This is a genomic window from Micromonospora ferruginea, from assembly GCF_013694245.2.
Taxonomy (GTDB): Bacteria; Actinomycetota; Actinomycetes; order Mycobacteriales; family Micromonosporaceae; genus Micromonospora; species Micromonospora robiginosa.
Window position 1 is genome coordinate 6,628,449 of sequence record NZ_CP059322.2, and the last position, 12,073, is coordinate 6,640,521.

The 12,073-nt window shown below is 72.7% G+C and carries 13 protein-coding genes; 6 read left to right on the forward strand and 7 right to left on the reverse strand.

Annotated features, from left to right (window positions below; translation table 11 throughout):
• Position 1 precedes the first annotated feature (1 nt).
• Both H1D33_RS29925 and H1D33_RS29930 read right to left on the reverse strand, forming a co-directional pair.
• Positions 2-400 carry a VOC family protein gene (locus H1D33_RS29925; protein ID WP_181572534.1) on the reverse strand — a complete coding sequence of 133 codons (399 nt, stop codon included), beginning with the start codon at positions 398-400 and terminating at the stop codon, positions 2-4.
• Positions 397-969 carry a cob(I)yrinic acid a,c-diamide adenosyltransferase gene (locus tag H1D33_RS29930; RefSeq protein WP_181570024.1) on the reverse strand — a complete coding sequence of 191 codons (573 nt, stop codon included), beginning with the start codon at positions 967-969 and terminating at the stop codon, positions 397-399. The genes H1D33_RS29925 and H1D33_RS29930 overlap by 4 nt, the downstream gene beginning before the upstream one ends.
• Between H1D33_RS29930 and murA the strand changes: the two genes are divergently transcribed.
• Entirely contained in the window at positions 968-2,398 is a 1,431-nt protein-coding gene (gene murA, locus H1D33_RS29935) for a UDP-N-acetylglucosamine 1-carboxyvinyltransferase (protein WP_181570023.1), read from the forward strand. The genes H1D33_RS29930 and murA overlap by 2 nt on opposite strands.
• Positions 2,399-2,464: 66 nt before the next feature.
• Entirely contained in the window at positions 2,465-3,313 is an 849-nt protein-coding gene (locus tag H1D33_RS29940) for a 3-hydroxyacyl-CoA dehydrogenase family protein (protein WP_181570022.1), read from the forward strand.
• 28 nt (positions 3,314-3,341) lie between these two features.
• On the opposite strand, the gene H1D33_RS29945 is transcribed toward H1D33_RS29940, so the two are convergent.
• The 3 genes from H1D33_RS29945 to H1D33_RS29955 all read right to left on the reverse strand — a co-directional run bounded on the left by H1D33_RS29945 (position 3,342) and on the right by H1D33_RS29955 (position 5,922).
• Positions 3,342-4,151, reverse strand: a complete 810-nt coding sequence (locus H1D33_RS29945; protein WP_181570021.1) for an alpha/beta hydrolase — start codon at positions 4,149-4,151, stop codon at positions 3,342-3,344.
• A gap of 80 nt (positions 4,152-4,231) precedes the next feature.
• Positions 4,232-5,077, reverse strand: coding sequence for an ABC transporter permease (locus tag H1D33_RS29950; RefSeq protein ID WP_181570020.1), 846 nt, complete (start codon positions 5,075-5,077; stop codon positions 4,232-4,234).
• On the reverse strand, positions 5,074-5,922 hold the full coding sequence (locus H1D33_RS29955) for an ABC transporter ATP-binding protein (protein WP_181570019.1): 849 nt from the start codon (positions 5,920-5,922) through the stop codon (positions 5,074-5,076). Before H1D33_RS29955 ends, H1D33_RS29950 begins: the two co-directional genes overlap by 4 nt.
• A gap of 151 nt (positions 5,923-6,073) precedes the next feature.
• Here H1D33_RS29955 and H1D33_RS29960 point away from each other — a divergent pair, with 151 nt between their 5' ends.
• Both H1D33_RS29960 and H1D33_RS29965 read left to right on the forward strand, forming a co-directional pair.
• On the forward strand, positions 6,074-8,068 hold the full coding sequence (locus H1D33_RS29960; RefSeq protein ID WP_181570018.1) for a protein meaA: 1,995 nt from the start codon (positions 6,074-6,076) through the stop codon (positions 8,066-8,068).
• A 119-nt stretch (positions 8,069-8,187) separates the two neighbouring features.
• Positions 8,188-8,484 (forward strand): DUF1540 domain-containing protein, encoded by a 297-nt coding sequence (locus H1D33_RS29965; RefSeq protein WP_181570017.1) that lies wholly within the window; start codon positions 8,188-8,190, stop codon positions 8,482-8,484.
• Between the two features lie 15 nt (positions 8,485-8,499).
• On the opposite strand, the gene H1D33_RS29970 is transcribed toward H1D33_RS29965, so the two are convergent.
• On the reverse strand, positions 8,500-9,117 hold the full coding sequence (locus tag H1D33_RS29970; protein WP_181570016.1) for a DUF4126 domain-containing protein: 618 nt from the start codon (positions 9,115-9,117) through the stop codon (positions 8,500-8,502).
• A 71-nt stretch (positions 9,118-9,188) separates the two neighbouring features.
• Here H1D33_RS29970 and nucS point away from each other — a divergent pair, with 71 nt between their 5' ends.
• Positions 9,189-9,848, forward strand: a complete 660-nt coding sequence (nucS, locus tag H1D33_RS29975; RefSeq protein WP_181570015.1) for an endonuclease NucS — start codon at positions 9,189-9,191, stop codon at positions 9,846-9,848.
• Here the strand turns inward: nucS and H1D33_RS29980 are convergent.
• Positions 9,845-11,347: an aldehyde dehydrogenase family protein gene (locus H1D33_RS29980; protein ID WP_181570014.1), complete on the reverse strand. Its 1,503-nt coding sequence runs from the start codon at positions 11,345-11,347 to the stop codon at positions 9,845-9,847. The two genes, nucS and H1D33_RS29980, sit on opposite strands and share 4 nt — an antisense overlap.
• 241 nt (positions 11,348-11,588) lie before the next feature.
• On the opposite strand from H1D33_RS29980, the gene H1D33_RS29985 reads away from it, so the two are divergent.
• Positions 11,589-12,035 (forward strand): FHA domain-containing protein, encoded by a 447-nt coding sequence (locus tag H1D33_RS29985; protein ID WP_181570013.1) that lies wholly within the window; start codon positions 11,589-11,591, stop codon positions 12,033-12,035.
• Positions 12,036-12,073 lie beyond the last annotated feature (38 nt).

Here is a 12,073-nt window from a genome sequence, read left to right on the forward strand (position 1 = left end):
CTCAGTCGGCCTCGGCGACCAGTTCGACCTCGTACCCCTGGTTGTCGGTGAGGTAGGCGGCGTAGCTGTCGGGCCCGCCGGCGTGCGGGTGCCGGTCGGGGAACAGCAGCGCCCAGCCGTGCCCGGGGGCGACGGCGGTCAGGCGGTCGACGGCGGCCGGCGGCCCGGCGTGGAAGGCCAGGTGGTTGAGGCCGGGCGCGCGCCGGTCGTGGGTCCGGCCGGTGAGCGCCGGGGACTCCTCCAGCACCAGGTAGGTGGGCCCGTGCCGCCAGGAGACGCCGGCCGGCCAGTCCTGGTACGGCGTCCAGCCCAGCTCGCCGAGAAGCCAGCCCCAACTACGTCTGGCCGCCGCCAGGTCGGGTACCCACACCTCCACGTGGTGCAGGCCGCCGACGGTCAGCGCTTACCGCCCGGCACCCATAGCACATCGCCGCCCGGATTGGCCGTTCTTGACAGGATGAAGAGCAGGTCGGAGAGACGGTTGAGATACTTCGCCGGGAGGGTGCTGGTCCGATCGGGGTCGTGGGTGACCAGCGCCCATGCCGCACGCTCGGCGCGCCGGGCGGTCGTCCGTGCCACGTGCAGCAGTGCCGCGCCCGCGGTGCCGCCGGGGAGGATGAAGGAGTCGAGCTTGCTCAGGCGCGCGTTGTACTCGTCGCACCAGCCCTCGAGGCGCTCGACGTACTCCTCGGTGACCCGCAGCGGTGGATACTTCGGGTCCGGCTCCACCGGCGTCGCCAGGTCCGCACCGACGTCGAACATGTCGTTCTGCACGGATTCCAGCACGGTCCGCAGCTCGTCGGGGAGCTGCCCGAGGGCGAGCGCCACGCCGATCGAGGCGTTGCACTCGTCCACGTCCGCGTACGCGGCGATCCGCGGATCGGTCTTCGGCACCTGCTCGTTGTTGCTCAGCCTGGTCATGCCGGCGTCGCCGGCCTTGGTGTAGATGCGCGTGAGGTGGACGGCCATGACGCACAGCCTACGGATACCGGACCTGACCATCCCGGTGCGGCCGGACCGGCCGACCGCGGTGGGGCCGGGTGACGCCGGCGACCCGGCGCTCAGCGACGTCGACGTCATCCGGGTGAGCGGGAACGCCCGGCTGGCCGGCACGGTGCACGTGGTGGGCGCGAAGAACTCAGCGTTGAAGCTGATGGCCGCTGCGCTGCTCGCGCCCGGCCGCAGCGTGATCACCAACGTGCCCCGGATCACCGACATCGCGATCATGGGCGAGGTGCTGCGGCGGCTCGGGTGCGGCGTACGCTTCGGCCCGGACGACCCGGTCGATCCGATGGTCGCCGGCGGCGGCCGGGAGCGGTCCCGCTCGGTCGTCATCGACGTGCCGGAGCGGCCAGGCGCGGAGGCCGACTACGACCTGGTCCGCCGGCTGCGCGCGTCGATCTGCGTGCTCGGCCCGCTGCTGGCCCGCCGGGGTCACGTCCGGGTGGCCCACCCCGGCGGCGACGCCATCGGCTCGCGCGGTCTGGACATGCACATCGCCGGCCTGGCCCGGATGGGCGCGGAGATCTCCGGCGAGCACGGCTTCGTCATCGCCGAGGCCCCGGACGGGCTGCACGGCGCTGACATCGTGCTGGACTTCCCGAGCGTCGGCGCCACCGAGAACCTGGTGATGGCGGCCGTGCTGGCCCGGGGCGACACGACGATCGACAACGCGGCCCGGGAGCCGGAGATCGTCGACATCTGCACCATGCTGAGCCGGATGGGCGCGCGGATCACCGGCGCCGGCACCTCGACGTTGCACATCGCCGGCGTGCCCGAGCTGCACCCGGTGCGGCACGCCACGGTGGGGGACCGGATCGTCGCCGGCACCTGGGCGTTCGCCGCGGCGATGACCCGCGGGGACGTCACCGTGACCGGCCTCGACCCGGCCTTCCTGGAGGTCGCGCTGGACAAGCTGGTCTCGGCCGGCGGCCTGGTGGAGACCCGCGGCGACGCCTTCCGGGTACGGATGGACAACCGGCCGGCGGCCGTCGACGTGGTCACGCTGCCCTACCCGGGGTTCGCCACCGACCTGCTGCCGATGGCGATCGGGCTGGCCGCGGTCAGCGAGGGCGGCTCACTGATCACGGAGAACATCTTCGACGGCCGGTTCATGTTCGCCAATGAGATGATGCGCCTCGGGGCGGAGATCCGTACCGACGGCCACCACGCGCTGGTGTGCGGGCGGGAGCGGCTCTCCGGCGCCCCGGTGCGTGCCACCGACATCCGGGCCGGCGCCGGCCTGATCATCGCCGGGCTCTGCGCCGACGGGGTCACCGAGGTCTCGCACGTGCACCACGTCGACCGGGGCTACCCGGACTTCGTGGCGGACCTGCGGGCGCTCGGCGTCGGGGTGGAGCGGGGCACCGCGCCGGAGGAACCCGACCTGGCCATCTGACGGCCCTTATCCGTCGTTAAGTAGGGTTCTCCCAGACGTTGTAGGACACGGGCGAGGGAGAAGCAGATGGCGGGTCGACTCGCGGTCGTCGGTGCCGGGCTGATGGGCTCGGGCATCGCCCAGGTGGCGGCGCAGGCGGGCTGGCAGGTGACGCTGCGCGACGTCGACGACGCGGCCACGAAGCGGGGCGTCGACGGCATCCGGAAGTCGCTGGCGAAGTTCGCCGAGAAGGGCAAGATCGAGGCGTCCGACGTCGAGGCGACGCTGGGCCGGATCACCCCGACCACCGAGCTGGAGGCGGCGGCGGACGCGGACATCGTGGTCGAGGCGGTCTTCGAGAAGATCGAGATCAAGCACGAGGTGTTCCGCGCGCTGGACAAGATCTGCAAGGCGGACGCGGTGCTGGCCACCAACACCTCGGCCATCCCGGTCACCCAGATCGCCACCGCCACCGAGCGCCCGGAGTCGGTGGTCGGCACCCACTTCTTCTCGCCGGTGCCGATGATGAAGCTCTGCGAGCTGGTGCGGGGCTACAAGACCAGCGACGCGACGATGGACACCGTCCGGGCGTTCGCCGAGGAGATCGGCAAGACCGTCGTGGTGGTCAACCGGGACATCGCCGGTTTCGTCACCACCCGGCTGATCTGCGCGCTGGCCATGGAGGCGGTCAAGCTGGTCGAGTCCGGCGTGATCTCCGCCGAGGATCTGGACACCGCCTGTAAGCTGGGCTTCGGGCACGCCATGGGCCCGCTGGCCACGGTCGACCTGACCGGCGTGGACGTGCTGCTCAACGCCACCCGCAACATCTACACCGACACCGCCGACGAGAAGTTCTTCCCGCCGGAGCTGCTCCAGCGCATGGCCACCGCCGGCGACCTGGGCCGCAAGACCGGGCAGGGCTTCTACCCGTACTGAGCACGGCGACCGCCCCGCCCTGGACGACTCACGTCCGGGGCGGGGTGAGCGCGGCGCCGAGCAGCGCGAACGCGTCCGGGATGACGGTGCCCCAGTAGCCGAAGTTGTGCCGCCCGTCGGCCCAGGCCGCCCGCACCGGGCGTTCGGGCAGCACCCGGGCCAGCGCGCGGACGTCGGGCAGGAAGTTGTCCTGCCGGCCGCACCACAGCCCGACCGGCGTGCCGCGCAGCCTGTCCACCCCGGTGAAGACCGCGTCCCCCGGGCGCACCGCGGGGGAGAAGGCCGCTGCCATCCGCAACCATCCCGGGTACGTCTCGGCCAGCAGCAGCGCCCCGAAGCCCCCCATCGACCAGCCCCAGACGGCCAGCCGGCTGCTGTCGAAGCCCCGCCGGGCGCACCAGGTGGGCACCTCCTCGCGCACCATCCGCTGCGGGTCGTCGTCGCCGGAGCGTCGCCAGGAGAGCCGGCCACCGGTCGCGCCGGCGAGCGCGAACGGTGGGGCGCCACGGCGTACCGCCTCGGTGAGGAAGCGGGCCAGCCCGAACCGGCCGTAGTCGCGTGGGGTGGCCGAGGCGCCGTGCAGGACCAGGCAGACGGGCAGGCCCCGGCCATCGCCGTAGCCCTCGGGCACGGCGGTCCAGAAGTCCACCTCCCGGCCCCGCGCGGCGGAGGCGATGCGGATCAGCCGCTCGTCGCCGGCCGGCGCGTCCGGCAGGGTGGGGCCCGCCCCGGGCCGGGGCCCGGACAGTTGCCGGGCGGCCAGCCCGCCGATCAGCCCGACGCCGGCGATCCCGCCTCCGGCGGTGAGCAGTGCCCGCCGGCTCAACGTGCGTCCCATGCCGGCGAGTGTGCCACCTCGTGTTAAGCGGGGCCCCTTCCTATACGCCAGGCGTTAAGCGGGGGCCCCTCCTTAACACCTCAGCCGTCGCGGCGGGTGGTCCACCGGAAGGTGGTCAGGCAGAGCACCAGCCCGATCACGCACCACAGCCCGAGCACCAGCGCCACCTTGCCCAGCTCGAACGAGCCGCCCGGCTCCTGGGCGCCGAAGCTGTCCGGCAGGAAGACCGACCGCAGCCCCTGGCACATCCACTTGAGCGGGAAGAGCGCGGCGACCTGCTGCATCCAGGTGGGCAGGCTGGTGAAGACGAAGAACACGCCGGAGATGAACTGGAGCACCAGCGCGACCGGGGTGACCACGGCCGAGCCGCTGCGCGCGGTGCGGGCCAGCGACGAGATGGCGATGCCGCAGAGCGTGCAGGCGGTGACCCCGAGGACGGCGACCCAGCCGAACGTCAGCCACTTGGCGGCGGTCTGCGGCAGGTCCAGGTCGAACAGCGCCACCGAGACGGCGAGCAGGAGCGCGGTCTCGGCGATGCCGATGACCACCACCATGAGCACCTTGCCGGCGAACCAGACCCACTTCGGCATCGGCGTGCCCCGGTAGCGCTTGAGCACGCCCCGGTCCCGCTCGATCGGGATCCAGATGCCGAGGTTCTGGAAGCTCACCGTCATCAGGCCGGTCGCGATCATGCCGGTGATGAAGTATTGCGTGTAGCTGACGCCGGGGGCGATCTCGTCGCTGAAGATCGCCGCGAAGATCAGGATCATGATGATCGGGAAGCCCATCGTGAACACGACGGACTCCCGGCTGCGCAGGAACTGGGTGATCTCCAGCCGGCCCTGGCGCAGCGCCAGGGCGCCCGCGCCGAGTCGCCGGGCCGGCGCGGCGGCGACCGGGGCCGCCGCCTTCGTCGTGGTGGTCATGAGTGTCCGATCATCCGCAGGTAGACGTCTTCCAGGGTCGGCCGGCTCACCGCGAGGCCGGGGACCTCGCCGCCGAAGCGCGCGGCCAGCTCGGCCACCAGCGCCGTCGGCGTCGCGGTCTCCGCCGACCCCGGCGTCCCGTCGGGGGTACGCCAGGAGACGGTCGCCAGCGCCTCCTGGCGGTTGCCGAGCCGGTTCGGCGGCGCCACCTCCACCACCCGGCCGGCCGCGATCACGCCGACCCGGTCGGCGAGCGCCTCGGCCTCGTCCAGGTAGTGGGTGGTGAGCACGATCGTGGTGCCGGCGGCGGAGAGGTCGCGGATCAGCTCCCAGAACTCGCGCCGGGCCTCCGGGTCGAAGCCGGTGGTCGGCTCGTCGAGGAAGAGCAGCTCGGGGCGGCCGACGATGCCCAGCGCCACGTCCAGGCGGCGCTTCTGCCCGCCGGAGAGCGTGTGCGTACGGGCCTTGGCCTTGGCGCCGAGCCCGACCCGCTCGACCACCTTGGCCGGGTCGTCCGCGTCCGGATAGAAGCCGGAGAAGTGCCGGACCACCTCGCCGACGGTCAGCTCGTCGAACTCGCCGGTGCCCTGGAGCACGATGCCCACCTTCGCGCGCCAGTCGGCGTCCGGCTTGGCCGGGTCGACGCCGAGCACCCGGACCTCGCCGGCGTCGCGGTGCCGGTAGCCCTCCAGGATCTCCACCGTGGTGGTCTTGCCCGCGCCGTTCGGGCCGAGCAGGGCGAACACCTCGCCCCGGTGGACGTCCAGGTCCACCCCGGCCACCGCGACGTTGTCGCCGTACGTCTTGCGCAGTCCCCGTACGGAGATCGCGAGCTCGTGTTCCATGACGTCAAGTGTGCGATGGTCACGCGTCCGGCGGCGGCCGGGGGTGTGGTGGTGTCGCACATCGGGCACCGTTCGTGCCCGTCGGTCCGCTCCATGGGCCTGTGTGGTTTTCCACAGCTCTTTTTACTGAACGGTAACTTAGACTCCCGCCATGGACGACGCGATGCCGGGACGCCTGCCGGAGCGGGACCGCCCGTGGGTGATGCGCACGTACGCCGGGCACTCCTCCGCCGCGGCCTCCAACGCGCTCTACCGCCGCAACCTGGCCAAGGGGCAGACCGGCCTGTCGGTCGCGTTCGACCTGCCCACCCAGACCGGGTACGACCCCGACCACGAGCTGGCCGCCGGTGAGGTGGGCCGGGTCGGCGTGCCGGTGGCGCACCTCGGCGACATGCGCGCGCTCGTCGACGGCATCCCGCTCGCCGAGATGAACACCTCGATGACCATCAACGCGCCGGCGATGTGGATGCTGGCGCTCTACGGCACCGCCGCCGCCGAGCAGGGCGCCGAACTGCGCCGCTGCGCCGGCACCACGCAGAACGACATCATCAAGGAGTACCTGTCCCGCGGGACCTACATCTTCCCGCCGGCCGCGTCGCTGCGGCTGACCGCCGACGTCGTCGCGTACACGCTGCGGGAGATGCCGCGGTGGAACCCGGTCAACATCTGCTCGTACCACCTCCAGGAGGCCGGCGCGACGCCGGTGCAGGAGGTCGGCTTCGCGCTCGCCACCGCCGTCGCCGTGCTGGACACCGTGCGCGACTCCGGCCAGGTGCCGGCCGAGCGGATGGGCGACGTGGTCCAGCGGATCTCCTTCTTCGTCAACGCCGGCGTGCGCTTCGTCGAGGAGATCGCCAAGATGCGCGCGTTCGGCGCGCTCTGGGACGAGATCACCCGCGACCGCTACGGCGTGACCGAGGCCAAGCAACGCCGGTTCCGCTACGGCGTGCAGGTCAACTCGCTGGGCCTGACCGAGGCGCAGCCGGAGAACAACATCCAGCGGATCGTGCTGGAGATGCTCGGCGTGACGCTGTCCCGGGATGCCCGCGCCCGGGCCGTGCAGCTCCCCGCCTGGAACGAGGCGCTCGGCCTGCCCCGGCCCTGGGACCAGCAGTGGTCGCTGCGCATGCAGCAGGTCCTGGCGTACGAGTCGGACCTGCTCGAATATCCCGACCTGTTCGAGGGCTCGCACGTGATGACCGCGCTGGTCGACGACATCGTGACCGGCGCCCGGGTCGAGCTGGACAAGGTGCTGGAGATGGGCGGCGTGGTGGCCGCCGTGGAGTCCGGCTACCTGAAGAGCGCGCTCGTCGCCTCGCTGGCCGACCGGCGCCGGCGGATGGAGTCCGGCGCCGACGTGGTGATCGGCGTCAACCGGTTCACCGAGACCGAGCCGTCCCCGCTGACCGCGGCCGGCGCCGAGGCGATCGAGCAGGTGGACCCGGCTGTCGAGGCGGCCGCCGCGGCCGGCGTACGACAGTGGCGGGCCGACCGGGACGCGGCGGCCGTGGACGCCGCGCTGGACCGGCTGCGTGCGGACGCCGCGACCACGACGAACCTGATGCCGGCGACGCTGGCGTGCGTGGCCGCCGGGGCGACCACCGGGGAGTGGGCGGGCGCGCTGCGCCGGGTCTTCGGCGAGTACCGGGCGCCGACCGGGCTGTCCGGCGCGGCCGGGGCCGGTGGCGACGCGGGCCTCGCGGCGGTCCGTGAGCGGGTCGCCGCCACCGCCCGCGAGCTGGGCAGCGGGCGGCTGCGCCTGCTGGTCGGCAAGCCGGGGCTGGACGGGCACTCCAACGGCGCCGAGCAGATCGCGGTCCGCGCCCGCGACGCCGGCTTCGAGGTGATCTACCAGGGCATTCGGCTCACCGCCGGGCAGATCGTGGCCGCCGCGGTGGAGGAGGACGTCGACCTGGTCGGGCTCTCCGTGCTCTCCGGCTCGCACCTGGCCGCCGTGCCGGCGGTGCTGGACGGGCTGCGCGCCGCCGGGCGGGGCGATCTGCCGGTGGTGGTGGGCGGCATCATCCCGCCGCGCGACGCCGAGGAGCTGCGGGCCGCCGGGGTGGCGCGGGTGTTCACGCCGAAGGACTTCGCGCTTACCGGCATCATCGACGAGTTGGTCACCGTCATCCGCGAGCGGATGTAAGGCGGGGGCCCCGCTTAACGCATTCGGTAGTGGCGGGGGCCCTGCTTAACACCGGATCCGGCCCGGTGAGGCGGTGGAAAGCCTAAAGTCGGGGCAAGACACCACGAAAGGGCGGAAAAATGACCGCGTCGTTGGAGATGCCCCGGGTCCAGGAGTGCGCCGTCCGGTCCTGCGCCTACAACCACACGAACGACTGCCACGCGTTCGCCATCACGATCGGCAGCAGCGACCACGCGCACTGCCACACCTACGTGGACATGCCGGTGCGCGGCGGCATCGAGCAGTCGATCGCCCAGGTCGGCGCGTGTTCCCGGTCCGACTGCCGGCACAACTCCGACCTGGAGTGCCACGCCCCGGCCATCACCGTCGGCCCGGACATGGACATGGCCGACTGCATGACCTACCAGAGCGCCTGAGCGGGCGGCCCCCGCTCAGACGCGGAAGCCGGCCGCGCGGGCGGCGGCGCGTTCCCGGCGCCGGTCCTTGCGCCGGCGGAACAACCAGACCACGAACGCCACCAGGCCGACCGCGAACACCAGCACCAGCACCGGCAGCAGGATCGCCGCGACCGACATGAGCACGCTCGTCGCGTCCTCGGCGGTGCTCGCCACCGGCGCGCCGAAGCCGGCCGTGGTCGCGTTCACCAACGGGCGGGCGGCGGCCTTGAGCAGGTGCACGCCGAGCGCGATCAGCACGCCGACCACCACCGGCACCCACTGGTGGGTGGAGAAGAACGTGTCCGGGTCGCTGACCGTCACCGTCTCCGACCCGGAGCCGGCGCCGAACGCCAGACCACCCGCGGTCGGCCGGACCACGGTCTGCACCATGTCGTTGACGTGGTCGACCACCGGCACCTTGTCGGCCACCACCTCGACCGCCAGCAGGACGGCGAGGATCAGCAGGACCCAGCCGTTGCCGAGCCACTGCCAACTGCTCGGCAGCTCGATCAGGTTGGTGTAGCGGGCCAGCAGGCCCATCAGCATCAGCGGGATGTAGGCGTTGAGGCCCGCCGAGGCGGCGAGACCGGATCCGGTGAGGACTTCGAGCACGATCTCAATATGGCACCGCCGTGCCAGTGGCGCTCGTCGGCGCCGGTCGGGGCCTCGGCTACCCTCGTCGGGTGCGGTTGGTCATTGCGAAGTGCTCGGTGGACTATGTCGGACGGCTCTCGGCTCACCTGCCGCCGGCCACCCGGCTGCTCATGGTCAAGGCGGACGGCTCGGTGTCGATCCACGCGGACGACCGGGCCTACAAGCCGTTGAACTGGATGAGCCCGCCGTGCCGGCTGGAGGAGGCGCCCGGCGTGTGGCGGGTGGTCAACAAGGCCGGCGAGGAGCTGCGCATCACCCTGGAGGAGATCTTCCAGGACACCTCCTACGAGCTGGGGATCGACCCCGGCCTGCGCAAGGACGGTGTCGAGGCGCACCTGCAGGAGCTGCTCGCCGCCAACCCGGGGACGCTGGGGGAGGGCTTCACCCTGGTCCGCCGGGAGTACATGACCGCGATCGGCCCGGTCGACCTGCTCTGCCGTGACGCCAACGCCGGCGCGGTCGCGGTCGAGGTGAAGCGGCGCGGCGAGATCGACGGGGTGGAGCAGCTCACCCGCTACCTGGAGCTGATGAACCGCGACCCGCTGCTCGCGCCGGTCACCGGCGTCTTCGCCGCGCAGGAGATCAAGCCGCAGGCGCGGGTGCTCGCCACCGACCGCGGCATCCGCTGCGTGGTGGTCGACTACGACAAGCTGCGCGGCATCGAGCGCGACGAGCTGACGCTCTTCTAGCGCTTCCGGCCGTACATCAGCTTCGCGACCTTGACCAGGCGGGCGACGTCGGCCGGGGTGCGCTCGAACGTCATCGCCGGCAGCAGCGAACGGGCCCGCCGGCGGGTCACCGCCTTGGGGCGGCCGAACTCGCGTAGCCCGTCCTCGCCGTGGATCCGCCCGAAGCCGGACTCGCCGGTGCCGCCGAACGGCAGCGTGGACATGCCGGCGAAGGTCAGTGCCGAGTTGACCGAGGCCATCCCGGAGCGCAGCCGCCGCGCCACCGCCACCGCCCGCGCCCGGCCGAAGACCGAACCCCCGAGGCCGTACGGCAGCGCGTTGGCGCGCTCGACGGCCTCGTCGACGTCGCGGACCCGGCTGACGGTCAGCGTCGGGCCGAACGTCTCCTCGCGCACGGCGGCCGAGTCCTCCGGCACGTCCACCAGCACGGTCGGGTGCACGTACGGCGGCTGGACCGCGTCCGGCCCGCCGAGCACCGCCCGGCCGCCCCGGGCCACCGCGTCGTCGATGTGCCGGCGGATGACGTCGATCTGCGACGGCATGGTGATCGGGCCGAGGTCGGCCCCGTCGGCGCCCACGGTCAGCCGGCCGGCCTTCGCCACCACCTTGTCGACGAACGCGTCGAAGACCTGGTCGACGGCGTAGACCCGCTCGATGCCGATGCAGGTCTGGCCGGCGTTGGTCAGGCCGCCCCAGACGGCCGCCTCGGCGGCGGCGTCCAGGTCGGCGTCCGAGTCGACGATCATCGCGTCCTTGCCGCCGGCCTCCAGCAGCACCGGGGTGAGCGTCTCGGCGCAGGCCGCCATCACCTTCTTGGCGGTGGCGGTCGAGCCCGTGAAGGCCACCTTCGCCACCCCGGAGCGGCACAACGCCGCGCCGACGTCGCCCAGCCCGTGCACCGCCTGGAACACCGGCTGCTCCGGCACCACCTCGGCGAACCGGTCGACCAGCCACTGGCCCACGGCCGGGGTGTACTCACTCGGCTTGAACACCACCGCGTTGCCGGCGGCCAGCGCGTAGGCGGCGGAGCCGATCGGGGTGAAGACCGGGTAGTTCCACGGGCCGATCACGCCGACCACGCCGTACGGCTGGTATTCCAGGTGGCCGGTGAACTCGGCGAGGATGAGCCGGGAGCGGACCCGCCGGGGGCCGAGCACCCGCCGGGCGTTGCGCGCGGCCCAGTCGACGTGCTCCAGCGCGGTGAGGACCTCGACCACGGCGTCGCCGACCGGCTTGCCGCCCTCGGTGTGCATCAGGTCGGCCAGCTCCTCGATGCGCCGGGCGAGCACGCCGCGCCAGCGCTGGAGCCGGTCGCGCCGGACGTCGAAGCCGAGCCCGGCCCACCAGTCGGCGGCGGCGCGGGCCCGCTCGACGGCGGCGCGCACGTCGGCCTCGGTCGCGACCGGGAGTCGGCCGGCCTCCTCGCCGGTCGCCGGGCTGGTCGACACCAGGCGGCCGTCGGAGATGAGCGGGTTCCCGGGGACATGCACGGCGGTCATGGCCGCAGTCTAGACCCGAATATTACTCACCGGTAGGTGTCGCGGGGGCCGCACGCTGGCCGTACCGACGGACGTCATATCGACACCAGTTAATGGCCGATCGCGCCCTTCCCGGCCGTCCGAACGGCGAACGCAAGATGACCACCCGGGGTCGCGGGGGTGACCGCGCGGCGGTGGGAGCCACTACGGTGAGGTGGCAGGCTGACGCCGCGGGGCGATGTGGGGTGGAGGTCGACTGTCCATGGAGGAGCATCCTGAGCTGATGCCGTTGCTGACGGTGTCGGGCGGGGCGATGCGCGGGCTCAGTTTCCGGGTCGGGCGGGGCGTGCAGGTGATCGGCCGGGCGCCGAGCGCCGACATCGTGCTCGCCGACCCGCACCTGAGCCGCCGGCACGCCAGCGTCCAGGCCACCACCGAGGGGGTGCTGCTCACCGATCTCGGCTCCACCAACGGCACCTGGCTCAACGACCGGCGGATCACCGGCAGCGTGCCGATCGCCGACGGGGACGTGGTCCGTCTCGGCCGCACCGACCTGCGCCTCTACGACCCGGGCGTGGCCCGCACCGACCCGGTCGGGATGAGCTTCGGCCAGCCGCGCCGCGACCAGCGGCCCACCCTCCCGCTGCCCGTGCCGGCCCCGCGGCAGTCGATCGAGGCGCGCGAGGCGCAGCCGGTCGACGCCGGCTGACCGGAGGCTCGGCCACAGGTACGGACCGCGTGGCATGG

Coding starts and splice junctions, on each gene's coding strand:
- murA (WP_181570023.1), top strand. CDS start 968: ATGACGCACAGCCTACGGATACCGGACCTGACCATCCCGGTGCGGCCG.
- H1D33_RS29930 (WP_181570024.1), bottom strand. CDS start 969: ATGGCCGTCCACCTCACGCGCATCTACACCAAGGCCGGCGACGCCGGC.
- H1D33_RS29940 (WP_181570022.1), top strand. CDS start 2,465: ATGGCGGGTCGACTCGCGGTCGTCGGTGCCGGGCTGATGGGCTCGGGC.
- H1D33_RS29945 (WP_181570021.1), bottom strand. CDS start 4,151: ATGGGACGCACGTTGAGCCGGCGGGCACTGCTCACCGCCGGAGGCGGG.
- H1D33_RS29950 (WP_181570020.1), bottom strand. CDS start 5,077: ATGACCACCACGACGAAGGCGGCGGCCCCGGTCGCCGCCGCGCCGGCC.
- H1D33_RS29955 (WP_181570019.1), bottom strand. CDS start 5,922: ATGGAACACGAGCTCGCGATCTCCGTACGGGGACTGCGCAAGACGTAC.
- H1D33_RS29960 (WP_181570018.1), top strand. CDS start 6,074: ATGGACGACGCGATGCCGGGACGCCTGCCGGAGCGGGACCGCCCGTGG.
- H1D33_RS29965 (WP_181570017.1), top strand. CDS start 8,188: ATGACCGCGTCGTTGGAGATGCCCCGGGTCCAGGAGTGCGCCGTCCGG.
- H1D33_RS29980 (WP_181570014.1), bottom strand. CDS start 11,347: ATGACCGCCGTGCATGTCCCCGGGAACCCGCTCATCTCCGACGGCCGC.
- H1D33_RS29985 (WP_181570013.1), top strand. CDS start 11,589: ATGGAGGAGCATCCTGAGCTGATGCCGTTGCTGACGGTGTCGGGCGGG.